This is a genomic window from Pseudescherichia sp., from assembly GCF_031979925.1.
In the GTDB taxonomy this organism is placed as follows: domain Bacteria; phylum Pseudomonadota; class Gammaproteobacteria; order Enterobacterales; family Enterobacteriaceae; genus Pseudescherichia.
In genome coordinates this window covers 352069-375965 of sequence record NZ_DALZFB010000004.1, presented here as the reverse complement: position 1 = coordinate 375965, position 23897 = coordinate 352069, and the positions used below count along the sequence as shown (strand labels likewise).

At 58.8% G+C, this 23897-nt stretch carries 19 protein-coding genes; 13 read left to right on the top strand and 6 right to left on the bottom strand.

Going from position 1 to position 23897, the window contains the following annotated elements:
• The first annotated feature begins 62 nt into the window (after nucleotides 1-62).
• The gene (gene mrcA, locus RTM13_RS09990; protein ID WP_312211887.1) at nucleotides 63-2615 is read left to right on the top strand and encodes a peptidoglycan glycosyltransferase/peptidoglycan DD-transpeptidase MrcA; all 2553 of its coding nucleotides are present in this window, start codon (nucleotides 63-65) and stop codon (nucleotides 2613-2615) included.
• Nucleotides 2616-2710: 95 nt separating this feature from the next.
• On the opposite strand, the gene nudE is transcribed toward mrcA, so the two are convergent.
• Nucleotides 2711-3271: an ADP compounds hydrolase NudE gene (gene nudE, locus RTM13_RS09985; RefSeq protein ID WP_103820318.1), complete on the bottom strand. Its 561-nt coding sequence runs from the start codon at nucleotides 3269-3271 to the stop codon at nucleotides 2711-2713.
• 267 nt (nucleotides 3272-3538) lie between these two features.
• Here nudE and RTM13_RS09980 point away from each other — a divergent pair, with 267 nt between their 5' ends.
• From RTM13_RS09980 to pckA, 5 genes are all read left to right on the top strand, one after another.
• Nucleotides 3539-5674 (top strand): intracellular growth attenuator family protein, encoded by a 2136-nt coding sequence (locus RTM13_RS09980; RefSeq protein WP_312211886.1) that lies wholly within the window; start codon nucleotides 3539-3541, stop codon nucleotides 5672-5674.
• Nucleotides 5675-5749: 75 nt separating this feature from the next.
• Nucleotides 5750-6418: a GMP/IMP nucleotidase gene (yrfG, locus tag RTM13_RS09975; protein ID WP_312211885.1), complete on the top strand. Its 669-nt coding sequence runs from the start codon at nucleotides 5750-5752 to the stop codon at nucleotides 6416-6418.
• Between the two features lie 10 nt (nucleotides 6419-6428).
• Nucleotides 6429-6830: a ribosome-associated heat shock protein Hsp15 gene (hslR, locus tag RTM13_RS09970; RefSeq protein ID WP_312211884.1), complete on the top strand. Its 402-nt coding sequence runs from the start codon at nucleotides 6429-6431 to the stop codon at nucleotides 6828-6830.
• Nucleotides 6831-6854: 24 nt separating this feature from the next.
• Nucleotides 6855-7733, top strand: coding sequence for an Hsp33 family molecular chaperone HslO (gene hslO / locus RTM13_RS09965; RefSeq protein WP_312211883.1), 879 nt, complete (start codon nucleotides 6855-6857; stop codon nucleotides 7731-7733).
• Nucleotides 7734-8017: 284 nt separating this feature from the next.
• Nucleotides 8018-9637: a phosphoenolpyruvate carboxykinase (ATP) gene (pckA, locus tag RTM13_RS09960; RefSeq protein ID WP_312211882.1), complete on the top strand. Its 1620-nt coding sequence runs from the start codon at nucleotides 8018-8020 to the stop codon at nucleotides 9635-9637.
• Between the two features lie 44 nt (nucleotides 9638-9681).
• Here the strand turns inward: pckA and envZ are convergent, their stop codons facing one another.
• Together envZ and ompR are read right to left on the bottom strand one after the other, a co-directional pair.
• Nucleotides 9682-11025 (bottom strand): two-component system sensor histidine kinase EnvZ, encoded by a 1344-nt coding sequence (gene envZ, locus RTM13_RS09955; RefSeq protein ID WP_312211881.1) that lies wholly within the window; start codon nucleotides 11023-11025, stop codon nucleotides 9682-9684.
• Nucleotides 11022-11741 (bottom strand): two-component system response regulator OmpR, encoded by a 720-nt coding sequence (ompR, locus tag RTM13_RS09950; protein WP_042393138.1) that lies wholly within the window; start codon nucleotides 11739-11741, stop codon nucleotides 11022-11024. The genes envZ and ompR overlap by 4 nt, the downstream gene beginning before the upstream one ends.
• A gap of 139 nt (nucleotides 11742-11880) precedes the next feature.
• Between ompR and greB the strand changes: the two genes are divergently transcribed.
• The 4 genes from greB to feoB all read left to right on the top strand — a co-directional run bounded on the left by greB (nucleotide 11881) and on the right by feoB (nucleotide 17707).
• Nucleotides 11881-12354: a transcription elongation factor GreB gene (gene greB / locus RTM13_RS09945; RefSeq protein ID WP_312211880.1), complete on the top strand. Its 474-nt coding sequence runs from the start codon at nucleotides 11881-11883 to the stop codon at nucleotides 12352-12354.
• Between the two features lie 99 nt (nucleotides 12355-12453).
• Complete coding sequence (locus RTM13_RS09940) at nucleotides 12454-14778, top strand: Tex family protein (RefSeq protein ID WP_312211879.1); 2325 nt, start codon at nucleotides 12454-12456, stop codon at nucleotides 14776-14778.
• A 336-nt stretch (nucleotides 14779-15114) separates the two neighbouring features.
• The gene (gene feoA, locus RTM13_RS09935) at nucleotides 15115-15342 is read left to right on the top strand and encodes a ferrous iron transporter A (RefSeq protein WP_312211940.1); all 228 of its coding nucleotides are present in this window, start codon (nucleotides 15115-15117) and stop codon (nucleotides 15340-15342) included.
• Between the two features lie 28 nt (nucleotides 15343-15370).
• Nucleotides 15371-17707 (top strand): Fe(2+) transporter permease subunit FeoB, encoded by a 2337-nt coding sequence (feoB, locus tag RTM13_RS09930; protein WP_312211939.1) that lies wholly within the window; start codon nucleotides 15371-15373, stop codon nucleotides 17705-17707.
• Nucleotides 17708-17736: 29 nt separating this feature from the next.
• Here feoB and RTM13_RS09925 read toward each other — a convergent pair whose 3' ends face one another.
• Together RTM13_RS09925 and bioH are read right to left on the bottom strand one after the other, a co-directional pair.
• Entirely contained in the window at nucleotides 17737-18006 is a 270-nt protein-coding gene (locus tag RTM13_RS09925) for a YdgH/BhsA/McbA-like domain containing protein (RefSeq protein WP_312211878.1), read from the bottom strand.
• Between the two features lie 67 nt (nucleotides 18007-18073).
• Entirely contained in the window at nucleotides 18074-18871 is a 798-nt protein-coding gene (bioH, locus tag RTM13_RS09920; RefSeq protein ID WP_312211877.1) for a pimeloyl-ACP methyl ester esterase BioH, read from the bottom strand.
• Nucleotides 18872-18908: 37 nt separating this feature from the next.
• Here bioH and gntX point away from each other — a divergent pair, with 37 nt between their 5' ends.
• The 3 genes from gntX to gntT all read left to right on the top strand — a co-directional run bounded on the left by gntX (nucleotide 18909) and on the right by gntT (nucleotide 21766).
• Nucleotides 18909-19592 carry a DNA utilization protein GntX gene (gene gntX / locus RTM13_RS09915; RefSeq protein ID WP_312211876.1) on the top strand — a complete coding sequence of 228 codons (684 nt, stop codon included), beginning with the start codon at nucleotides 18909-18911 and terminating at the stop codon, nucleotides 19590-19592.
• A gap of 59 nt (nucleotides 19593-19651) precedes the next feature.
• Nucleotides 19652-20227: a Fe-S biogenesis protein NfuA gene (gene nfuA, locus RTM13_RS09910; RefSeq protein WP_312211875.1), complete on the top strand. Its 576-nt coding sequence runs from the start codon at nucleotides 19652-19654 to the stop codon at nucleotides 20225-20227.
• A gap of 222 nt (nucleotides 20228-20449) precedes the next feature.
• Nucleotides 20450-21766 (top strand): gluconate transporter, encoded by a 1317-nt coding sequence (gene gntT / locus RTM13_RS09905; RefSeq protein ID WP_312211874.1) that lies wholly within the window; start codon nucleotides 20450-20452, stop codon nucleotides 21764-21766.
• Between the two features lie 38 nt (nucleotides 21767-21804).
• Here gntT and malQ read toward each other — a convergent pair whose 3' ends face one another.
• Nucleotides 21805-23892, bottom strand: coding sequence for a 4-alpha-glucanotransferase (malQ, locus tag RTM13_RS09900; protein ID WP_312211873.1), 2088 nt, complete (start codon nucleotides 23890-23892; stop codon nucleotides 21805-21807).
• Nucleotides 23893-23897: the final 5 nt, after the last annotated feature.

Here is a 23897-nt window from a genome sequence, read left to right as displayed (position 1 = left end):
CCTTTATACTACCGCGCGATTGTTTATAAACTGCCCAAAGAAAACTAAATGGGAAATCTCCGGTGAAGTTCGTAAAGTATCTATTTATCCTTGCAGTCTGTTGCATTCTGCTGGGAGCAGGCTCGGTTTATGGCCTCTACAAATTTATTGAGCCACAGCTGCCCGACGTCGCCACGCTGAAAGACGTGCGGCTGCAAATTCCGATGCAGGTCTATACCGCTGACGGCGAGTTGATCGCGCAGTACGGCGAAAAGCGTCGTATTCCGCTGACCCTGGATCAGATCCCACCCGTTATGGTCAAGGCCTTCATTGCAACGGAAGACAGCCGTTTCTATGAGCATCACGGCGTCGATCCGGTGGGGATTTTCCGTGCCGCCAGCGTCGCGCTCTTCTCTGGCCACGCGTCTCAAGGGGCGAGTACCATTACGCAGCAGCTGGCGCGTAACTTCTTCCTGAGTCCGGAAAAGACCCTGATACGTAAGCTGAAAGAGGTTTTCCTCGCCATTCGCATCGAGCAGATGATGACGAAGGATGAGATCCTTGAGCTCTATCTGAACAAGATCTACCTCGGCTATCGCGCCTATGGCGTGGGGGCAGCAGCGCAGGTCTACTTTGGCAAGTCGGTCGACCAGCTTACCCTCAGCGAAATCGCGGTGATTGCCGGGCTGCCGAAAGCGCCCTCCACATTCAACCCGCTCTACTCCCTCGATCGGGCCACCTCACGGCGTAACGTGGTGCTGGCGCGTATGATGAGCGAGGGCTACATCAGCCAGTCGCAGTACGATAGCGCCCGCGGTGAAGCCATTGATGCCAACTACCACGCCCCGGAGATCGCCTTCTCCTCCCCTTATCTCTCGGAGATGGTGCGCCAGGATATGGTGTCGCGTTACGGCGAGAAGGCCTATGAGGATGGCTACCGGGTCTACACCACCATCACGCGGACGACACAGGAAGCGGCCCAGAAGGCGGTACGCGACAACGTGATGGATTATGACATGCGTCACGGCTATCGCGGACCGGCAAACGTGCTGTGGAAGCTGGGCGAAAGTCCCTGGGAGAGCAAAAAAATCACCGACTCTTTACGGGCGCTGCCGACCTACGGACCGCTGCTTCCCGCCGTAGTCATGCAGGCCAATGCCCAGGAGGCAACGGCGATGCTGGCCGACGGCACGTCAGTGTCGCTGCGCATGGATGGGGTGCGCTGGGCGCGTCCTTTCCGTTCGGATACCGCTCAGGGCGCGACGCCGCGCCGGGTGACCGATGCGGTGCAGGCCGGACAGCAGATCTGGGTTCGCCAGGTGAACGACGCCTGGTGGCTGGCGCAGGTGCCGGACGTGAACTCTGCCCTGGTCTCCATTAATCCGCAGAACGGGGCAGTCATCGCCCTGGTCGGCGGCTTCGACTTCAACCAGAGCAAGTTTAACCGCGCCACCCAGGCGCTGCGCCAGGTTGGCTCGAACATCAAACCGTTCCTCTACACCGCGGCGATGGACAAGGGGCTGACCCTGGCGAGCATTCTTAACGACGTGCCGATCTCACGCTGGGATGCAGGCGCAGGCTCTGACTGGCGACCGAAAAACTCGCCGCCGGAGTATGCTGGCCCTATTCGTCTGCGCCAGGGGCTAGGCCAGTCGAAAAACGTAGTGATGGTGCGAGCCATGCGGGCAATGGGCGTCGACTACGCTGCGGAGTACCTGCAACGCTTCGGCTTCCCGGCGCAGAACATTGTGCATACCGAATCGCTGGCGCTCGGGTCCGCCTCCTTTACGCCTTTGCAGGTCGCGCGCGGCTATGCGGTGATGGCAAACGGCGGCTTCCTGGTAGACCCGTGGTTTATCAGCAAGATCGAAAACGATCAGGGCAAGGTGCTGTTTGAAGCGCAGCCGAAGGTAGCCTGCGCAGAGTGTGATATTCCGGTGATCTATGGCGAAACGCAGAAGTCCAACGTGCTGGAGAACAGCAACGTTGAGGACGTGGCCGTATCGCAGGAGCAGCAGAATCTCACCGTGCCGATGCCGCAGCTGGAGCAGGCCAACCGGGCGCTGGTCGCGCAGACCGGTGCGCCACAGTATGCGCCGCATGTGATCAATACCCCGCTCTCCTTCCTGATCAAGAGCGCGCTGAACACCAATATCTTTGGCGAACCGGGTTGGCAGGGTACCGGCTGGCGCGCTGGCCGCGATCTCAAGCGTAACGATATCGGCGGCAAAACCGGCACCACCAACAGCTCGAAAGATGCCTGGTTCTCCGGTTACGGTCCGGGCGTTGTGACCTCGGTATGGATTGGTTTTGACGATCACCGCCGCGATCTTGGCCGCACAACCGCCTCTGGCGCGATTAAGGATCAGATCTCAGGTTATGAGGGCGGTGCGAAGAGCGCTCAACCCGCCTGGGATGCCTTTATGAAGAGCGTGCTGGACGGCGTGCCGGAAGCGCCGCTTACGCCGCCGCCGGGTATTATTACGGTGAATATCGACCGCAGCACCGGGCAGTTGGCCAACGGTGGCAACAGCCGTCAGGAGTTCTTCATTGAAGGCACGCAGCCAACGCAGCAGGCGGTGCATGAGGTGGGGACAACGCTTATCGATAACGGCGAGACGCACGAGCTGTTTTGAGTGGTTAACACGCCGGGTGGCGGCTTCGCCTGACCCGGCCTACATTTTGTCGCGGTAGGCCCGGCAAGCGTTAGCGCCGCCAGGCGTGATTAAATTTAAAGTCGTCCCTGCCCTTTCAGCCACTCGCGGACTAAAAACAGCGCGCTTACGTTGCGGGCCTCATTAAAATCGGGGTCTTCCAGCAGATCCATCAGATGTGCCAGCGGCCAGCGCACCTGCGGCAGCGGCTCTGGCTCATCCCCTTCCAGCGACTCCGGATAGAGATCTTCTGCAACCACGATGTTCATCTTGCTGGAGAAGTAGGAGGGCGCCATGCTGAGCTTCTTCAGGAAGGTCAGCTGGTTAGCGCCAAAGCCGATCTCCTCTTTTAGCTCGCGGTTAGCCGCTTCATAGACATTCTCGCCAGCGTCAATCAGCCCTTTCGGGAACCCCAGCTCGTAGGATTCAATGCCGACGGCATACTCACGGATTAGCATCACGTGCTCATCGACAATGGCCACAATCATAACGGCTTCACGGGTCGAGGGACGCATACGTTCATACACGCGGCGAACGCCGTTGCTAAATTCCAGATCCACGCTTTCGACGTTAAACAGGCGCGATTTAGCCACCGTTTCTACGTTAAGGATGGTGGGTTTTTGCAATGATTTGCTCATTCTGATGGGTCTTTCCAGTGAAAACTTTCGCCATTGTGCGGCAAACCGCACGGTTTCGGCAACGGCAATTGCCTTTTATTTACATATGTGCAACGTAGAATGAGTCATTAATCATTTAGCCAAAAAAGTCAAGAGGTTGAAATGAAACTAGGAATTTGCTGATATGGTCAACGATACGGCTTTGTTACTATCGGGCGCTGCTACTATTCGCTTCGCCAACAAGGTGCACTGACTACACCTCTGTAAGAAAAGTAAGATGGGAAAAGCATGAGCACCATTTTGATTTTTATCGCTGCTATGCTGGCCTGCGCACTCCTTGCAGGGTGGTTTTTCAGACGACGTTCACACCGTCGCTTCCGTCTGCCGTACCTGCCAGATTTTGCTGGCGCGGCGAACCGTAAGCTTACGCCAGAAGAGCGTAGCGCGGTTGAAGCCTATATCGAGACGCTGTCTCGTACCCAGCAGGCTCCCGGCCTGACGGGCGCAACCGCTGCCCCCGTCTCTCTCTCCCTGAATGCGCAAAGCAATACGGTGCTCTCCGTTACCCACTCGATCACCCGCTACGGTATTAACAGCGACGACCTAAACAGGTGGCGCTACTTTCTCGACTCGGTTGAAGTCCATCTACCGCCGTTCTGGGAGCAGTATATCACCGACGAGAACGTGGTTGAGCTTATCCGCACCGATACGCTGCCGCTGGTGATCTCCCTTAACGGCCATACGCTGAGCGACTATATCCAGGAAGCGCGCGGCTATGCGCTGGAGCTGCCCTCTTCCACCCAGACCTCTATCCGCGGGGAGGAGAGCGAACAGATTGAGCTGCTGAATATTCGTCAGGAGACGCGGGAGGAGTATGCCCTGAGTCGCCCGGATGGCCTGCGAGAAGCGCTCTTGATTGTGACCTCATTCCTGCTGTTCTATTTCTGCCTCGCGACGCCGGACGTCTTTGTACCGTGGATGGCCGGGGGCGCGGTTATGCTCCTCGCCGCCGGGCTGTGGGGGATCTTCGCCCCACCGGCTAAAAACACCCTGCGGGAGATCCACTGCCTGCGCGGTACGCCCCGGCGCTGGGGACTGTTTGGTGAAAACAATCAGGAGCAGATCAACAATATCTCGTTAGGGATTATCGATCTGATCTATCCCCGCCACTGGCAGCCCTACATCACCCAGGATCTGGGCCAGCAGACCGATATCGATATCTATCTTGACCGCCACGTCGTGCGCCAGGGACGGTTTTTATCCCTGCATGACGAAGCGATCAACTTCCCGTTACAGCACTGGCTGCGTAGCGCTATTATCTCCCTCGGTGCGCTGGTGGTGCTGGTTCTGCTGCTGATCTGGGTGCCGCTGGATATGCCGGTTAAATTCACTCTGTCATGGATGAAGGGCGCGCAGACCGTTGAGGCTACCAGCGTCAGTCAGCTGGAGCAGGCCGGGCTGCGGATAGGCGATACCCTAAGCATCCAGGGCACCGGGATGTGCAATATCCATATGCAGGAGAACTGGCGCGGGCGGCAAAACTCCCCCTTCTCGCCGTTCGACTGCTCGCAGATTATCTGGAACGACGCGCCGCCGCTGCCGCTGCCGGAGTCCGATATCGTTAATAAAGCGAACGCGCTGATCCAGGCGGTCAATCGCCAGCTGCACCCCTCCAGCGAAGAGGATTCCCACGTCAGCGCCGCGCTGCGCTCGGCGATTCAAAAGTCGGGCATGGTGCTGCTGGATGATTTCGCCGAGATTGTGCTAAAAACTCAGGATCTCTGCTCTGCTGACGACGAATGCGTGCGGCTGAAAAATGCGCTGGTGAATCTTGGCAACACCAAAGACTGGGAGACGCTGACCAAACGCGCCAGCGCTGGCAGGCTCAGCGGCGTCAACGTGCTGCTGCGTCCGGTCAGCGCCGAATCCCTTGATAATCTGGTGACCACCTCCACCGCCCCCTTCCTGCTGCGCGAGACCTCACGTGCCGCCCAGGCGTTGAATAGCCCGGCACCGGGCGGGTTTGTGATCGCCAGCGATGAGGGCAGCGAGCTGGTGGATCAGCCCTGGCCGCCGATTGCCCTGTATGACTATCCGGCTCAGGAGCAGTGGAACGAATTTCAACGGCTGGCGCAAATGCTGATGCAGACCCCGTTTAGCGCCGAGGGTATTGTCACTAACATCTATACCGATGCCAACGGAACGAAGCATGTCAGCCTGCACCGGATGCCATCCAGCGCCGGGCTGTGGCGCTATATTGGTACCGCGCTGCTGCTGCTGGCGATGATCGTCTGTACTCTCTATAACGCCGTCCAGGCAGTGCGTCGCTACCAGCGCCACCGCTCACGCCTTGCCGATATTCAGGAGTACTACGACAGCTGCCTGAACCCGCAGCTTCTTCAGGCCTCCGACAGCCTCATCTGATCGCCTCATCTGATAAATACGACGCGCGACAGGGTATGCTACCCTGTCGCGCTTATCCTCTCGCAGGAGTATCTCATGCATATTGATATTAACTGGCAGGACGTGGATACCGTGCTGCTGGACATGGATGGCACGCTGCTGGACCTCGCGTTCGATAACTACTTCTGGCAGACGCTGGTACCGGAAACCTTTGGTTCCGCACGTGGCTTAACGCCGCCCGAGGCGCAGGCGCACATGCAGGCGGAGTACCATGCCGTGCAGCATACGCTAAACTGGTACTGTCTGGATTACTGGAGCGAACGTCTCGGGCTCGATATTTGTGCCATGACCACCGCCGAGGGAGCACGTGCCGTTCTGCGTGAGGATACGGTGCCTTTTCTGGACGCGCTGAAAGCCTGCGGCAAGCGTCGCATTCTGCTCACCAATGCTCATCCGCATAACCTGGCGGTGAAGCTTGAGCATACCGGGCTTGGTGCACACCTTGATTTATTGCTTTCTACCCACACATTTGGTTATCCGAAAGAGGATCAACGATTGTGGCAGGCCGTTGTTGAGGCTACCGGCCTGAACCCGAAGAAGACGCTGTTTATTGATGACAGCGAGCCGATTCTGGATGCGGCGGCGACATTTGGTATTCGTTACTGCCTCGGCGTCACCAATCCTGACTCCGGGCTGGTGGAGAAGCGCTATCAGCGCCACCCTGGACTCAACGACTATCGCCGCCTGATCCCCTCCCTCAAATGAAGGAGACGCGATGAAAGAGAAGCCCGCGCAAGAAGTCCGCTTAGATAAATGGCTCTGGGCGGCGCGCTTTTACAAAACCCGCGCCCTGGCCCGCGAGATGATCGAGGGCGGCAAGGTGCACTACAACGGGCAACGCAGCAAGCCGGGTAAAATCGTCGAGCTGAATGCCACCCTGACCCTGCGTCAGGGAAACGATGAACGCACGGTAGTGGTAAAAGCCATTACCGATCAGCGCCGCCCGGCAAGCGAGGCGGTGGCGCTGTATGAAGAGACGGCTGAAAGTATTGAAAAACGCGAGAAGATGGCGCTGGCCCGCAAGATGAACGCGTTAACGATGCCGCACCCGGAGCGCCGCCCGGATAAAAAAGAGCGCCGCGACCTGATGAAATTTAAATACGGTGATGACGAGTAGTCGTCGCCCTCCAGAGAGATAATTATGGCCCAACACGACCAATTACACCGCTATCTGTTTGAAAACCACGCTGTTCGTGGCGAACTGGTAACGGTATCCGAAAGCCTGCGGCAGATCCTTGAAAACCACAGCTACCCGCAGCCGGTGAAAAACATCCTCGCGGAGCTGCTGGTGGCCACCAGCCTGCTGACCGCTACGCTGAAGTTTGCCGGTGACATTACCGTCCAGCTGCAGGGCGACGGCCCGATGAGCCTGGCGGTCATCAACGGCAACAACAAGCAGCAGCTGCGCGGCGTGGCCCGTGTTCAGGGCGAGATCGCGGACGATGCCGATCTGAAAACCCTGGTCGGCAACGGCTATCTGGTGATCACCATCTCCCCGGAAGAGGGCGAGCGCTATCAGGGCGTCGTCGGCCTGGAAGGCGATACGCTGGCAGCGTGCCTGGAGGACTACTTCATGCGCTCGGAGCAGCTGCCGACGCGCCTCTACATCCGCACCGGTGAAGTCGATGGCCTGCCAGCCGCAGGCGGTATGCTGCTACAGGTGCTGCCAGCCCAGAATACTGACGCTAATGACTTCGAACACCTGGCGACGCTGACCGACACCATCAAAACGGAAGAGCTGCTTACCCTGCCGGCGAATGAAGTGCTGTGGCGTCTCTATCACGAAGAAGAGGTGACGCTCTACGATCCGCAGGACGTTGAGTTTAAGTGCACCTGCTCTCGCGAACGCTGCGCCGGGGCGCTGAAGACGCTGCCGGATGAGGAGATCGACAGCATTCTGGAGGAGGATGGCGAAATCGATATGCATTGCGACTACTGTGGCAATCACTATCTGTTTAACGCCATGGATATTGCGGAGATCCGCAACAACGCCTCTCCTGCCGATCCGCAGGTACATTGATCCTTTTAGCGCGCCGTTGCCAGACGGCGCGCTGTTTGCTTACCGGAAAGCGATTACACTCACAATCTCACCGATAAATTGACCTGCGTTTTGCCTTTATAGAGCATTTTCGCTATGCATCTGATGAATCCTGCCATAATTTGTCTCGCTTACGGGTACCTGTAACAGCGTTTTCACCAGCGAAGGCTTGCCTGGATGCATAAATCTATGAGCCTCGTCGCGGTTAACCCCCTCAGAATAACCCTACAATCGCAGGCAATACATATTGGCTAAGGAGCAGTGACATGCGCGTTAAACGTTTAACCCCGCAGGATCTCAAGGCTTATGGTATCAATGATGTTCAGGATATCGTCTATAACCCCGACTACGATACGCTGTATCAGGAAGAACTCAGTCCAGACCTGGAAGGATTTGAGCGGGGCATAGTGACGAATTCTGGCGCTGTCGCTGTCGATACCGGCGTGTTTACCGGGCGTTCGCCGAAAGATAAGTACATTGTCCGCGATGACGTCACCCGCGACACCGTGTGGTGGGCAGATAAAGGCAAAGGCAAGAACGACAACAAACCGCTCTCTCCCGAGGTATGGCAGCAGTTGAAAGGGTTGGTGACTCAGCAGCTCTCCGGCAAGCGGCTGTTTATTATCGATGCCTTCTGTGGGGCGAATGCCGACACCCGCCTCGCGGTGCGCTTTATTACCGAAGTGGCCTGGCAGGCGCACTTTGTGAAGAATATGTTTATCCGCCCGACGGATGAGGAGCTGGCTGACTTTACGCCGGACTTTATCGTCATGAATGGCGCAAAATGCACAAACTCACAGTGGAAGGAGCAGGGTCTTCACTCTGAGAATTTCGTTGCCTTTAACCTGACCGAACGCATTCAGCTTATCGGCGGCACCTGGTACGGCGGCGAGATGAAGAAAGGGATGTTCTCGATTATGAACTACCTGTTGCCGCTCAAGGGCGTCGCCTCTATGCACTGCTCGGCGAACGTCGGTGAAGCGGGCGACGTGGCGGTGTTCTTTGGCCTCTCCGGCACCGGCAAAACCACGCTCTCCACCGATCCCAAGCGCCGCCTGATTGGCGACGATGAGCACGGCTGGGATGACGACGGCGTGTTTAACTTCGAAGGCGGCTGCTACGCCAAGACCATCAAGCTCTCTCGTGAAGCGGAGCCGGATATCTATAATGCTATTCGCCGCGACGCGCTGCTGGAGAACGTTACCGTACTCGACGACGGGACCATCGATTTTGACGACGGCAGCAAGACCGAAAACACCCGCGTCTCCTATCCCATCTACCACATCGATAATATCGTCAAGCCGGTATCAAAAGCGGGCCACGCCACCAAGGTTATCTTCCTGACCGCCGACGCCTTTGGTGTATTGCCGCCGGTCTCGCGCCTGACCGCTAACCAGACGCAGTACCATTTCCTCTCTGGCTTTACCGCCAAGCTGGCCGGTACCGAACGCGGCGTGACGGAGCCCACCCCAACCTTCTCCGCCTGCTTTGGCGCGGCGTTCCTCTCTCTGCACCCGACGCAGTATGCCGAAGTGCTGATCAAACGGATGCAGGCCGCGGGCGCGCAAGCCTATCTGGTCAATACCGGCTGGAACGGCACAGGGAAACGGATCTCTATTAAGGACACGCGGGCCATTATTGACGCCATCCTTGATGGCTCTATTGATAAGGCTGACACCTTTACGCTGCCGATCTTTGATCTGGCAATCCCCACCAGCCTGCCGGGCGTCGATCCGCAGATCCTCGATCCGCGTAACACCTACGCCTCTCCTGAGCAGTGGCAGGAAAAAGCCACCGCGCTGGCGAAGCTGTTTATTGAGAACTTTGAGAAGTATACCGATACGCCAGCGGGCGCGGCGTTGGTCAGCGCAGGGCCGAAACTATAAGCGTGTAAAACGCCGGGTGGCACTGTGCTTACCCGGCCTACGTCCTACACATTATTCTGACCACGGGTTACCGGAACGGGGAACCAGGCGCGAATCGAGAGACCGCCGCGTTCGCTGGTGCTTAGCTCCAGCATGCCGTTATGGTTGTCGACGATACGCTGCACGATTGCCAGCCCCAGGCCCGTACCGCTGGTGCTGCGGGCGCTGTCGCCGCGCACGAAGGGCTGGAACAGATGCTTACGCTGCTCCGGCTTAATGCCCGGCCCGTCGTCTTCTACCTGGAACCAGGCGCGGTTCGCCTCACTGCCGCTGCTAACCCGGATCCAGCCGTTGCCGTAACGGGCGGCGTTCACCACCATGTTGGCGATGGCGCGCTTAATCGACAGCGGGTGCATGCGCAGGTAGATCTCCTCCGGATGCAGCGCGGTATCAATTTCACGCTCGTAGCCGCTCTCTGCTGCAATTACCTCTCCCAGTACCGCATTCAGCTCGGCTATCTCCATCGGCATCTCCTGCCCGGTACGCAGATAGTCGATAAACTGCTCGATGATGGCGTTGCACTCTTCAATATCTTTGTTGATCGACTCCGACAGGTAGCCATCCTGCTCGCCCATCATCTCCGTCGCCAGCCGGATGCGGGTCAGCGGCGTACGCAGGTCGTGGCTGACACCGGCCATCAGCAGGGTACGATCGTCAGCAAGCTGCTTAACCCCTGCCGCCATCTGGTTGAAGGCCCGGGTTACCGAGCGCACCTCCGACGCGCCATACTCGCGCAGCGGGGGTGGGATCTGCCCTTTCCCCACCTTCAGTGCCGCGTGCTCAAGATCCACCAGCGGTCGGTTCTGAATACGTATAAAGAGCCATGCCCCGCCTATCGCCAGCAGCATAATCGCCAGGGTATAGCGGAACAGCGGCGAGAAGTCGCCCTGATGGATCTCAGTTAGCGGTACGCGTACCCAGATGTTGGGCGACAGCCAGGTCTTCAGCCACACCACCGGCGAGCTTTTGTTTACCTCAACGCGCACTTCCGTTGGGCCGCCCAGCTGTTGCGCCATCTGCTGGCTTAAAAAACCATAGTGCTGCGCCCAGCGCAGACCGGCATCTTCCGCCGCCTCGTTCGAGTAGAGGGAGATACCCAGCTCGCGATAGATCTCCCGGCGAAACGCCGGGGGCACCACCAGCTGCGTGCCATCCTCCAGCTGCAGCTTGTCGGTCATCAGCATACGCACTTCGTACGCCAGCACCTTATTAAACTGCTGCAGGCTGGGCAGAATGGCAAAGTTCAGCACCACCAGATAGGTTGTCACCAGGCTGACAAACAGCAGGGTGACAATCAGCAGCAGCGTGCGGGCAAAGGAACTTCGCGGCGAGAAGCGCAGTCGCCTCATGCTTTAGAGCCGTCCGGCACAAAGACGTAGCCCAGACCCCAGACGGTCTGAATATAGCGCGGGTGCGCCGGATCCTCTTCCACCATGCGGCGCAGGCGGGAGATCTGCACGTCAATGGAGCGCTCCATTGCCGAGTATTCGCGACCGCGCGCCAGGTTCATCAGCTTATCGCGGGAGAGCGGCTCACGCGGGTGGCTGACCAGCGCCTTCAGCACTGCAAACTCGCCGCTGGTGAGCGGCATCGGCTCATCTTCGCGGAACATTTCACGGGTGCCGAGGTTGAGCTTGAACTTACCAAACTGAATAACGGCTTCATCCTGCGACGGCGCGCCGGGCAGCTCGTTGGCCTGGCGGCGCAGCACCGCACGGATGCGGGCCAGCAGCTCGCGAGGGTTAAACGGCTTCGGAATATAGTCGTCCGCGCCGATCTCCAGCCCCACGATACGGTCAACTTCTTCCCCTTTCGCCGTGACCATAATGATCGGCATCGGGTTGCTCTGGCTACGCAGGCGGCGGCAGATGGACAGACCGTCCTCGCCGGGAAGCATCAGGTCGAGTACCATCAGGTGGAAGGATTCACGGGTAAGCAGGCGATCCATCTGTTCTGCGTTGGCCACGCTGCGAACCTGGAAGCCTTGCTCGGTGAGATAACGTTCCAGCAGTGCGCGCAGGCGCATATCGTCATCGACGACCAGAATCTTATAATTCTCTTGCATTGTTTGTACTCCCAAAGGTTCGGACAATATAAGTGCGTATTCTAAAAAAGTGTGCGCCGACCACCAGCTAAATCTGGTATACATTCTAGTCGAAATTGTTACAAAGCATATTTAACAGCAGCTTAAAGGCAGAAACCGGATGAAAACGCCACTTATCACCCGAGAAGGTTACGACAAGCTTAAACAAGAGCTGGACTATCTCTGGCGTCAGGAGCGCCCGGAGGTCACGAAAAAGGTGACCTGGGCCGCAAGCCTCGGCGACCGCAGCGAGAATGCTGACTATCAGTATAATAAAAAACGCCTGCGGGAAATTGACCGCCGCGTCAGATACCTGACGAAATGCCTGGAAAACCTGAAAATTGTTGATTACTCCCCGCAGCAGGAGGGCAAAGTCTTCTTTGGTGCCTGGGTGGAGATTGAAAACGATGACGGCGACAGCAAACGCTTTCGCATCGTTGGCTACGATGAGATTTTCGGCCGCAAGGACTATATCTCCATCGATTCCCCGATGGCCCGTGCGCTGCTGAAGAAAGAGGTCGGTGACCTGGCGATCGTCCAGACGCCGGGCGGCGAGGCGAGCTGGTACGTCAACGAAATCGAGTACGTTAAATAGTCCTGGAGCATCCTCCCCGGCTGGCATTTTTGCCAGCCAGTCCGTATAACTATCCCCCTGATTTTCGATCCACTACTCGATCCACTAGATGAAATAGCCATGATGAATGATTCGCTCTGCCGCATTATTGCGGGTGAACTTCAGGCCAGAGCCGAACAGGTAGAAGCTGCCGTTCGCCTGCTTGATGAAGGGAACACCGTGCCGTTTATTGCACGTTATCGTAAGGAAGTCACCGGCGGGCTGGATGATACGCAGCTGCGCAACCTGGAGACCCGGCTGGGCTACCTGCGGGAGCTGGAGGAGCGTCGCCAGGCGATTCTGAAGTCCATCGGCGACCAGGGCAAGCTGACCGACGAGCTGGCAAAAGCCATTAACGGCACCCTGAATAAAACCGAACTCGAAGATCTCTATCTGCCGTACAAACAAAAACGCCGCACCCGCGGACAGATCGCCATCGAAGCGGGCCTCGAGCCGCTGGCGGATCTGCTGTGGAACACGCCGTCTCACGATCCGCAAACCGAAGCGGAGAGGTTTATTGACGCCGATAAAGGCGTAGCCGACAGCAAAGCTGCGCTGGATGGCGCACGTTACATCCTGATGGAGCGTTTTGCTGAGGATGCCGCCCTGCTGGCGAAGGTTCGCGACTACCTGTGGAAAAACGCCCACCTGACGGCAAGCGTGGTCGCTGGTAAAGAGGAAGAGGGCGCGAAGTTCCGCGACTACTTCGATCACCACGAGCCGATCTCCAGCGTACCGTCCCACCGTGCGCTGGCGATGTTCCGCGGCCGCAACGAAGGCGTGTTGCAGCTGGCGCTGAATGCCGATCCGCAGTTTGACGAGCCGCCAAAAGAGAGCCACTGCGAACAGATTATTAGCGATCATCTTGGCCTGCGCCTGAACAACGCCCCGGCGGACAGCTGGCGCAAAGGCGTGGTGAGCTGGACCTGGCGCATCAAGGTGCTGATGCATCTGGAGACCGAGCTGATGGGCACGGTACGCGAGCGCGCCGAAGACGAAGCCATCAACGTATTTGCCCGCAACCTGCACGACCTGCTGATGGCCGCCCCTGCCGGGCTGCGCGCGACCATGGGTCTCGATCCTGGCCTGCGTACCGGCGTGAAGGTGGCCGTTGTTGACGGCACCGGCAAGCTGGTGGCGACCGATACCATCTATCCCCACACCGGCCAGGCGGCGAAAGCGGCCACCATCGTGGCTGCGCTGTGCGAAAAGCATAACGTAGAGCTGGTAGCAATCGGCAACGGTACCGCCTCCCGCGAAACCGAGCGTTTCTACCTCGACGTGCAGAAGCAGTTCCCGCAGGTGAAGGGGCAGAAGGTGATCGTCAGCGAAGCCGGAGCATCGGTCTACTCCGCCTCTGAGCTGGCGGCGCAGGAGTTCCCCGGTCTCGACGTTTCGCTGCGCGGCGCGGTCTCCATCGCCCGGCGCTTACAGGATCCGCTGGCGGAGCTGGTGAAGATCGATCCAAAATCCATCGGCGTCGGCCAGTACCAGCATGATGTCAGCCAGACCCAGCTGGCCCGTAAGCTGGATGCAGTGGTAGAAGACTGCGTGAACGCCGTTGGCGTCGATCTCAACACCGCCTCCGTGCCGCTGCTGACCCGCGTGGCGGGCCTGACGCGGATGATGGCGCAGAATATCGTGGCGTGGCGCGACGAGAACGGCCAGTTCCACAACCGTCAGCAGCTGCTGAAGGTGAGCCGCCTGGGGCCAAAAGCCTTTGAGCAGTGTGCAGGCTTCCTGCGCATTAACCACGGCGATAACCCGCTGGACGCCTCCACCGTTCACCCGGAAGCCTACCCGGTGGTCGAGCGCATTCTGGCCGCGACCGAGCACTCCCTGCGTGACCTGATGGGCAACAGCAGTAATCTACGCGGCCTGAAGGCATCCGACTTTACCGACGAGCGCTTTGGCGTGCCGACGGTAACCGACATCATCAAAGAGCTGGAGAAACCCGGCCGCGACCCGCGTCCCGAGTTCAAAACCGCTACCTTTGCCGATGGCGTTGAGACCATGAACGATCTGCTGCCGGGGATGATCCTTGAAGGTGCGGTAACCAACGTGACCAACTTCGGCGCGTTTGTTGATATTGGCGTGCATCAGGACGGCCTGGTCCACATCTCTTCCCTTGCTAATAAGTTCGTTGAGGATCCCCACACGGTGGTGAAGGCGGGCGACATAGTGAAAGTGAAGGTGCTGGAGGTTGACCTGCCCCGCAAGCGTATCGCCCTGACCATGCGTCTGGACGAGCAACCAGGCGAAGGCAACGCCCGTCGTGGCGGCGGCAATGGCGCACAGCGTGAACCCGCTTCACGCCCGGCGAAGCCGCGTGGCCGTGAGGCACAGCCGGCTGGCAACAGCGCGATGATGGATGCGCTGGCAGCGGCGATGGGTAAAAAACGGTAACGCGTTTCCTGCCCACGATGTAGGCCCGGTAAGCGTAGCGCCACCGGGCATTACCAGACTGACATTGTAATGCCGGGCGGCACTGCGTTTGCCCGGCCTACGACTTATTCGACCTACGCAATTTGCAAAGTGAATAAATATAATTTTATATGTTGCTACAACGTATATTAATTAATTCTCGCTGTTAAAAGAGTAGCGGCGAATATTGAGCTAAATCAAAACTAATAGTCATTCTTACCTAATTCAACACTCCCACACATTTTAATGATTGATGATAAAAACTATTATCATTACCATTGTTCTGTTGATTATTTAACCATTGATCTAGTAGGTCCTATGTCCTTCTCGCCAGCCAGCGCGTGGAAAATCGTGGGTTTTTCCCGTGAAATTAGCCCGGCCTACCGGCAAAAATTGCTCTCTCTGGGCATGCTCCCCGGATCGTCATTTAATGTGGTGCGTGTCGCACCTCTGGGCGATCCTATTCATATTGAAACCCGGCGCGTCAGCCTGGTATTACGCAAAAAAGATCTCGCGTTATTAGAGGTGGAAGCTCTGCCGCGTTAACGGCGCTCCACGCAATGAGTCTGCTATGATGAAAAAATTAACCCTTGGCCTTATTGGTAATCCTAATTCCGGCAAGACGACCCTTTTTAATCAGCTAACGGGTGCACGCCAGCGCGTGGGCAACTGGGCGGGCGTCACCGTCGAACGCAAAGAGGGCTCCTTTACTACCACCGATGCGCAGGTGACGCTGGTCGATCTGCCCGGTACCTACTCGCTGACCACTATCTCGTCGCAAACCTCTCTCGATGAGCAGATCGCCTGCCACTATATTCTCAGCGGCGACGCCGATATGCTCATCAACGTCGTCGACGCCTCGAACCTGGAGCGCAACCTCTACCTGACGCTGCAATTACTCGAGCTGGGCATCCCCTGCATCGTCGCGCTGAACATGCTGGACATTGCCGAGAAGCAGCAGATCCGCATCGATATCGACGCCCTCGCCGCCCGCCTTGGCTGCCCGGTGGTGCCGCTGGTCTCGACCCGCGGACGCGGCATCGAGGCGCTGAAGATGGCTATCGATCGTCATCAGCGCAACAGCGATATCGAGCGGGTTCACTACGCTCAACCCCTGATGGGGGAAGCCGAGACGCTGGCGCAGGCTATGGCAGCGAATATGCCGCTGCAGCAGCGCCGCTGGCTGGGATTGCAGATGCTGGAGGGCGATATCTACAGCCGCGCCTATGCCGGTGAAGCTGCGAACAGGCTAGAAGCGTCCCTGACGCGTCTCGGCAAGGAGATGGACGATCCGGCCTTACACATTGCCGATGCCCGTTACCAGACTATCGCCGCCGTTTGCGACACGGTCAGCAACACCCTCACCGCCGAGCCGAGCCGCTTCACCGCCGCGATGGATCGGATCATTATCAATCGTGTGCTGGGCCTGCCCATCTTTCTGCTGGTGATGTACGTCATGTTTGTGCTCGCCATCAACATTGGCGGCGCGCTGTCGCCCCTTTTTGACGCCGGTTCGGTCGCCGTCTTTATCCACGGTACACAGTGGCTGGGCTACACCCTGCACTTCCCGCAGTGGCTGACTATCTTCCTCGCCCAGGGTGTGGGGGGCGGGATCAACACCGTGCTGCCGCTGGTGCCGCAGATCGGCATGATGTACCTGTTCCTCTCCTTCCTTGAGGATTCTGGCTACATGGCGCGGGCGGCCTTTGTAATGGACCGCCTGATGCAGTCTCTTGGCCTGCCGGGAAAATCCTTTGTGCCGCTGATCGTCGGCTTCGGCTGTAACGTACCGTCGGTAATGGGGGCGCGGACCCTTGATGCACCGCGGGAACGCCTGATGACCATCATGATGGCACCGTTTATGTCTTGCGGAGCGCGGCTGGCCATCTTCGCCGTGTTTGCCTCCGCCTTTTTTGGTAAGGAGGGGGCGCTGGCGGTCTTCTCTCTCTATCTACTCGGCATCGTGATGGCGATCCTTACCGGGCTGATGCTCAAGCACACCATCATGCGCGGCGAAGCGTCGCCCTTTGTGATGGAGCTACCGGTCTACCATGTTCCCCATCTGAAGAGCCTGGCGATCCAGACCTGGCAGCGGCTGAAGGGCTTTGTGCTGCGCGCCGGGAAGGTGATTGTCGTCGTCAGCATCTTCCTTAGCGCCCTGAACAGCTTTACGCTCAGCGGGACGGCGGCGACCAGCATCAACGACTCGGCGCTGGCGGCCGTCAGCCGGGTCTTTACCCCGCTGCTCAAGCCGATTGGCGTCCACGAGGATAACTGGCAGGCCACCGTCGGTCTCTTCACCGGCGCAATGGCGAAAGAGGTGGTGGTCGGTACGCTGAACACCCTCTATACCGCTGAAAATATTGAGCAGGAGACGTTTGATCCCACCACCTTCAGCCTGACGGACGAGCTTGTTAGCGCATTGCAGGAGACCGGTCAGAGCCTGGCCGATACCTTTAGCCTGAGCGTGCTGGCTAATCCCATTGAGGCCAGCAAAGGCGACGGCGAGATGGCAACCGGCACGATGGGGGTGATGGGGGAAAAATTTGGCAGCGCCGCCGCGGCGTACAGCTATTTGATCTTTGTCCTGCTCTATATCCCCTGCATCTCGGTGATGGGGGCGATCGCCCGTGAAGCCAGCCGCGGCTGGATGGGCTTCTCGATCCTCTGGGGGCTGAATATCGCTTACTCGCTGGCAACGCTTTTCTACCAGACGACCAGCTTTAGTGCCCATCCACACTACAGCCTGGTCTGCATTCTGGCGGTAGTACTGTTTAACGTCCTGCTGCTGGGGAGCCTGCGCCACGCCCGAAGCCGAATCGACGTCAACCTGCTGGCAACCCGCAAAACGGCGGTAAGCTGCTGCGAGCGTTCGGCAAATAATTGTCGTGGATGTTGCGTTAAACGGTGAAGGCGGGCGCGCTGCCCGCCTGACTGAGCTTACTTATAGACGTCCGCCGTAGCGCGGATATCTTTGCCAGGCTGATCCGCGCTGGTGATGACATAGTACTTGCCGCCCAGCTCCTCAACCTTTTTGACCAGCTCCGCCCGGGCATCCATCGGCGCTGTGGCATCCGAGGTGCTGACGGTGCCGATTTTGGTCAGATTCATCTCTTTAATCTTATCTTTTTGCACCTCTTCCACAGCCATCGCGCCAAACGAGAGTGCGCCAATAACCAGAGATACGACGATACCTGCTGCACGTTTCATAGCTTTTACTCCATAAGGTAGTGGTTGCCATTACGCTTTTGTTGGAACGCCGAGTAGCTCAACACGTTTAAATTTTAGTCTTCTCCAGCCGTTTCGCCAGCTGCTGCTTAAATGCCACCAAAATCTGACAAAACGCCTCAGGGTGCGAGATAAAAGGCGCGTGTGCCGCTTTGGCAAACAGCTGCGACTCGCTCTGTGGCCATAGCTCGTCCAGCCACGGAACGATTTTGCGCGGCACCAGCCCGTCGAGACGCCCATAGAGGCGCAGGAACGGCTGCGTAAGCTCTGCCAGCGGGGCGCGCAGATCGGCGGTTTTCAGGATCTCCAGCCCGCCGTTGAGCACCTCAACCGACGGCATCGGCAACGCCAGCACGGCGTGCTTCAACTTGCGGGCATCATCCCGGGCGGTCTCCGTCCCCAGGGTTTGCAGGGCGAGGAAACGCTCTACCGTGCGCTGAAAGTTGTCGCTCAGCTGCTGCTGGAAGCCTGACAGCACCTCGGGCTTGATGCCCGGCCAGTCACCTTCAGCACTGAAGCAGGGTGAGGAGGCAACCGTCACCAGGGCGCTCACGCGATCGGGTGCGCTGAGCGCCGCCTGGCTTGCTACCAGCCCGCCCAGGCTCCAGCCAAGCCAGATCGCCTCTTTTGGCGCGTGGGCCAACACAATCTTCGTCATCTCGGCCAGCGTCATCGCGCCGAAGCCGGTGCTGCGACCATAGCCCGGCAGGTCCACCAGGTGCAGCGTAAAGTGCGGGGCCAGATCCGCCGTAATGCAATCCCACACCTCGGCATTCAGTCCCCATCCGTGCAGCAGCACAAGATGACAATTTCCTTCGCCTTTGGTTTGCCACCAGATGTCGTTCATCCGCTATTGTTCTCTTCTCTTATCCAGGAGGGTCTTTATGCTAACAGTGCCAGGCTTGTGCTGGCTATGCCGAATGCCGCTCGCCCTGCCCCATTCAGGACTCTGCTCCGTCTGCTGTCGAGCGGCTCGCCTCGCTGACAGGGTCTGCCCACAGTGCGGCCTGCCCGCCGCCAGCCCGACCCTACCCTGCGGACGCTGCCTGCAAAAGCCGCCGCCGTGGCAGAGGCTAGTGGCGGTCAGCGCCTATGCGCCGCCGCTTAGCGCGCTGATCCACCAGCTGAAATTTTCCCGTCGGCCGGAGCTGGCTGCGGCGCTGGCCCGGCTACAGCTGCTGGCGATACAGAATGCCCGACGTACGACGCAGCTCGCGCTGCCGGACCGCATCGTCAGCGTACCGCTCTATTCGCGCCGCCAGTGGCAGCGAGGCTTTAATCAGAGCGAGCTGCTCTGCCGCCCGCTGGCGCGCTGGCTGGGCTGCCGCTACGCCAGCGAAACCCTGACCCGCGTTCGCCCGGCCCTGACCCAGCACTTTCTCAACGCTCGCCGCCGAAAAAGCAATCTGAAAAATGCCTTTCGCCTTGAATTGCCTCTTCACGGCCTCCATATCGCTATCGTGGATGATGTCGTCACTACCGGCAGCACCGTTGCGGAGATCACCCGCCTGCTGATGCAGGGCGGCGCGGCGACTGTTCAGGTATGGTGCCTGTGTCGCACCTTGTAGAGGCGCGATGATGGGCGTATTATAACCAAGTAAAACAGTCAACTATTTAGGCCATTGCTATGATCCATATTTCCGACGCTGCCCAGGCGCACTTTGCCAAACTGCTGGCAAATCAGGAAGAAGGAACACAAATCCGCGTATTTGTGATCAATCCAGGCACTCCGAATGCCGAGTGCGGCGTCTCTTACTGCCCGCCGGATGCAGTGGAAGCAACTGATACCGCATTCACCTTTTCTCTGCTGACCGCGTATGTCGATGAGCTGAGCGCTCCGTATCTGGACGATGCGGAGATCGACTTTGTGACCGACCAGCTGGGTTCACAGCTGACGCTGAAAGCGCCAAATGCCAAAATGCGTAAGGTCTCTGACGATGCCCCACTGATGGAGCGCGTTGAGTATCTGCTTCAGTCGCAGATTAACCCGCAGCTGGCTGGCCACGGTGGCCGTGTGACGCTGATGGAGATCACCGACGAAGGCTACGCCATTCTGCAGTTTGGCGGCGGCTGTAACGGCTGCTCAATGGTCGACGTCACGCTGAAAGAGGGGATCGAGAAGCAGCTGCTGAACGAGTTCCCTGAGCTGAAGGGCGTACGCGATCTGACCGAGCACCAGCGCGGCGAACACTCCTACTACTGATCGACCTGCCTTCTGATGTTATGCCCGGTGGCCCGCCTGCCGGGCCTCTTCACCCCGCTTTATAATATGACCCACGTCGCACTTCTTAAATTTACCCGGCCGAAGTGATTCTATTCGCCCGCATGTTACCCGTATCATCCCTCCGTGCAGTTAAAACTACTTATTAAGCCAGCGACTTTTTAGATAAGCGTTACCCATAACATCATAAAGGCCAGGTAAATCATGCCACTCATCATCGTTGCTCTCGGTGTTGCTCTATTACTTCTGTTAATGATCCGCTTTAAATTGAACGGCTTCATTGCACTGATCCTGGTGGCGCTTGCCGTCGGGCTGTTGCAAGGAATGCCGGTGGATAAAGTGATCGCCTCGATTAAAGCTGGCGTCGGCGGTACCCTTGGCAGCCTCGCGCTGATCATGGGCTTCGGTGCCATGCTGGGTAAGATGCTGGCGGACTGCGGCGGTGCCCAACGTATCGCCACCACCCTGATTGCCAAATTTGGTCAGAAATATATCCAGTGGGCGGTAGTGTTAACCGGCTTCACCGTCGGCTTTGCCCTGTTCTATGAGGTGGGCTTCGTGCTGCTGCTGCCGCTGGTGTTCACCATCGCCGCGAAAGCGCGCGTGCCGCTGCTCTACGTCGGTGTGCCGATGGCTGCGTCTCTCTCCGTAACCCACGGCTTCCTGCCGCCGCACCCTGGCCCGACCGCTATCGCCACGATCTTCCACGCGGATATGGGTAAAACCCTGCTCTACGGTACGCTGCTGGCTATTCCGACCGTAATCCTGGCTGGCCCGGTCTATGCACGCTTCCTGAAGAAAATCGATAAGCCGATCCCGGAAGGCCTCTACAACGCGAAAACCTTTAGCGAAGCGGAGATGCCGAGCTTTGCGGTTAGCGTCTGGACCTCGCTGGTGCCGGTGATCCTGATGGCCGGTCGTGCTGTCGCCGAGATGATCCTGCCGAAAGGCCACCCGCTGCTCGCCTACGCTGAGTTCTTTGGTGACCCGGTGATGGCGACGCTGATTGCAGTGCTGATCGCCATCTTTACCTTCGGTCTTAACCGTGGTCGTTCGATGGATCAGATCACCGAGACCATCACCTCCTCGATTAAAATCATCGCCATGATGCTGCTGATTATCGGCGGCGGCGGCGCGTTCAAGCAGGTTCTGGTGGACAGCGGCGTGGATAAATACATCGCGGCTATGATGCACTCGACCAACCTGTCACCGCTGTTTATGGCGTGGTCGATTGCCGCCGTGCTGCGTATCGCCCTCGGCTCTGCTACCGTTGCCGCCATCACCGCTGGTGGTATCGCCGCTCCGCTGATCGCCACCACTGGCGTCAGCCCTGAGCTGATGGTTATCGCCGTCGGCTCCGGCAGCGTGATCTTCTCCCACGTGAACGATCCAGGCTTCTGGCTGTTCAAAGAGTATTTCAACCTGAGCATCGGTGAGACCATGAAGTCCTGGTCGGCGCTGGAGACCATTATCGCGGTGTGCGGCCTGATCGGCTGTCTGCTGTTGGGAATGGTGATTTAGTTGATGTGCCCGGCGGCGTAGCGCCGCCGGGTGATTATTTACTTCTTCACGGTCGCTCTGCGCCGCTTGTCCAGATCCTTCACCAGCCTGTTCACCTTCTCATCAGCAAACATCTTCTCCAGCGACGTCGACAGCTTGCGCCGCCAGTTTTTGTACTGGTAGCTGGTGCCCGGCACGTTGACCGGATCCGCCATATCCAGCCAGTCCTCCGGCTGTAGCCCCAGCAGCGCGCTGCTGCTGTCGGCAATATAGCGTTGCAGGCCCCGGTTGAGGGTGGCATTCATCGCCATGCGGGCAACCTTGCGCCCGGTGCTTTTCGGCAGGCAGCCGTGCTGATGCAGAGCGTCCAGAAGGCCCTGTTTAGCCCGCTCGCGATCCGCGTACAGCCCACGCAATACCTCTTCGTCCGGATACAACCCGAGCGTCTTGCCGAGGGTCAGATCGTCCGCTTCCCAGTAGCCGCGCAGGGTCGGCAGGTCGTGCGTGGTGGCGACCGCCATCGACTGGGCAGGCCAGTCCTGCGGGGCGCGCACCCGCTTTTTATCGTCGCTTTCGAAGTAGAGCACCTTGTAGGAGTAGACCCCGCTATCGCGCAGCTTGCTGACGATCTCCTTCGGCACGGTACCAAGATCTTCGCCAATCACCATGCAGCGGTGGCGTTGACTCTCCAGAGCAAGGATCGCCAGCATGTCATCCACCGGGTAGTGAACATACGCCCCCTGATCCGCCGTCTCTCCGTAGGGGATCCACCACAGGCGCAGGAGCGACATCACGTGGTCGATACGCAGCGCGCCGCAGCTCTTCATGTTGGCCCGCAGGAGCTGAACAAACGGCTCATAGCCACGGGCGGTGATGATATGCGGATCCATCGGCGGCAGGCCCCAGTTCTGCCCCAGCGGCCCCAGAATATCCGGCGGCGCACCCACGGAGGCTTCCAGGCAGTAAAGTTCGCGGTCGCACCAGGTTTCTGACCCGCCCTCGGCAACGCCTACCGCCAGATCGCGGTAGAGGCCAATCGGCATCGCAAAGCCCTGGCTGGTCTCCCAGCACTCAGCGAGCTGAACGGCGGCCAGCCACTGTAGCCAGAGATAGAAATCCACCTCGTCGGCATGCTCCTGGCAGAAAGCTTTTACCTGCGGGCTATCGGTGCGCCGATAGGCTTCCGGCCATACCGGCCAGCCCCAGCGCATCTCATCCTCTTTCACCTGGTACTCATGCAGAGCGTCAAACGCCGCTTGCCAGTAGAGCCCCTCCCCCTGCTGCTGCACGAAGCCGCGAAACGCTGCCATCTGCTCGTCATCATCAGCCCGATCGGCAAACAGCCGCCACGCCATTTTGAGCGCCGCTAGCTTGAGGGCGGTGACGCCGGCATAGTCGACCCATTCGCTGTCGCGTGCCGCATTGAGCGCCTTCTGGGTAGACTCCATCTTCCACCACGCCTGCGCCTCGTCGCTGCGTCGGTAATCCTCCACCGCGTTGACGTCGATATAGAGTACGTTAAGCCAGCGGCGCGAGGAGGGGCTATAGGGGCTGGCACTCTCCGGCATCGCCGGGTAGAGGGCATGAACCGGGTTAAGGCCGATAAAAGAGCCACCCCGCTTCGCCACCTCCACCAGCATCGCCTTCAGATCGCCAAAGTCGCCGATGCCCCAGTTAGTGTCCGAGCGCAGGGTGTAGAGCTGAACGGTCGCGCCCCACAGCTTCTTACCCGCCAGCAGCGCCTCGGGTTCATAGCAGCGCGGCGGGGCGACAATCACCCGGCACTGCCACTGCTTTTTACCCTGCCGCAGGGTCAGGGTGTGGTAGCCCTCTGCCAGCGAGGCTGGCAGCGTCATTCGCTTCTTATCGCGGAACGTTCCCTGGTGCTGCTCGCCCGTTTCGGTCGCGAGCGTCCAGCTGAACTCGCCGCTGCCCTCGATGGGCAACGACAGCCTTTTGCCGTGGATCAGCACCTTAACCTGTGGAACAGGCGCCGCTGCCGCCTTTTTGGCCGCAGCGGGGTGCATCGCGTTAAGCAAACGCCGTTTGGTGTCGGCACCAATTGACTGGGGTTTGCCGTGGGCGTTGATGTAGTTAGGACTAATGCCCGCCGCCAGCGCGGCGTCAGCCAGACGTTTACTTTCCATGGCGC

Bases quoted from the DNA above. Each gene is read 5' to 3' on its own strand.
- nudE (WP_103820318.1), bottom strand. From the start codon at position 3,271: ATGAGCAAATCATTGCAAAAACCCACCATCCTTAACGTAGAAACGGTG.
- RTM13_RS09980 (WP_312211886.1), top strand. From the start codon at position 3,539: ATGAGCACCATTTTGATTTTTATCGCTGCTATGCTGGCCTGCGCACTC.
- yrfG (WP_312211885.1), top strand. From the start codon at position 5,750: ATGCATATTGATATTAACTGGCAGGACGTGGATACCGTGCTGCTGGAC.
- hslR (WP_312211884.1), top strand. From the start codon at position 6,429: ATGAAAGAGAAGCCCGCGCAAGAAGTCCGCTTAGATAAATGGCTCTGG.
- hslO (WP_312211883.1), top strand. From the start codon at position 6,855: ATGGCCCAACACGACCAATTACACCGCTATCTGTTTGAAAACCACGCT.
- pckA (WP_312211882.1), top strand. From the start codon at position 8,018: ATGCGCGTTAAACGTTTAACCCCGCAGGATCTCAAGGCTTATGGTATC.
- envZ (WP_312211881.1), bottom strand. From the start codon at position 11,025: ATGAGGCGACTGCGCTTCTCGCCGCGAAGTTCCTTTGCCCGCACGCTG.
- ompR (WP_042393138.1), bottom strand. From the start codon at position 11,741: ATGCAAGAGAATTATAAGATTCTGGTCGTCGATGACGATATGCGCCTG.
- greB (WP_312211880.1), top strand. From the start codon at position 11,881: ATGAAAACGCCACTTATCACCCGAGAAGGTTACGACAAGCTTAAACAA.
- RTM13_RS09940 (WP_312211879.1), top strand. From the start codon at position 12,454: ATGATGAATGATTCGCTCTGCCGCATTATTGCGGGTGAACTTCAGGCC.
- feoA (WP_312211940.1), top strand. From the start codon at position 15,115: ATGTCCTTCTCGCCAGCCAGCGCGTGGAAAATCGTGGGTTTTTCCCGT.
- feoB (WP_312211939.1), top strand. From the start codon at position 15,371: ATGAAAAAATTAACCCTTGGCCTTATTGGTAATCCTAATTCCGGCAAG.
- RTM13_RS09925 (WP_312211878.1), bottom strand. From the start codon at position 18,006: ATGAAACGTGCAGCAGGTATCGTCGTATCTCTGGTTATTGGCGCACTC.
- bioH (WP_312211877.1), bottom strand. From the start codon at position 18,871: ATGAACGACATCTGGTGGCAAACCAAAGGCGAAGGAAATTGTCATCTT.
- gntX (WP_312211876.1), top strand. From the start codon at position 18,909: ATGCTAACAGTGCCAGGCTTGTGCTGGCTATGCCGAATGCCGCTCGCC.
- nfuA (WP_312211875.1), top strand. From the start codon at position 19,652: ATGATCCATATTTCCGACGCTGCCCAGGCGCACTTTGCCAAACTGCTG.
- gntT (WP_312211874.1), top strand. From the start codon at position 20,450: ATGCCACTCATCATCGTTGCTCTCGGTGTTGCTCTATTACTTCTGTTA.
- malQ (WP_312211873.1), bottom strand. From the start codon at position 23,892: ATGGAAAGTAAACGTCTGGCTGACGCCGCGCTGGCGGCGGGCATTAGT.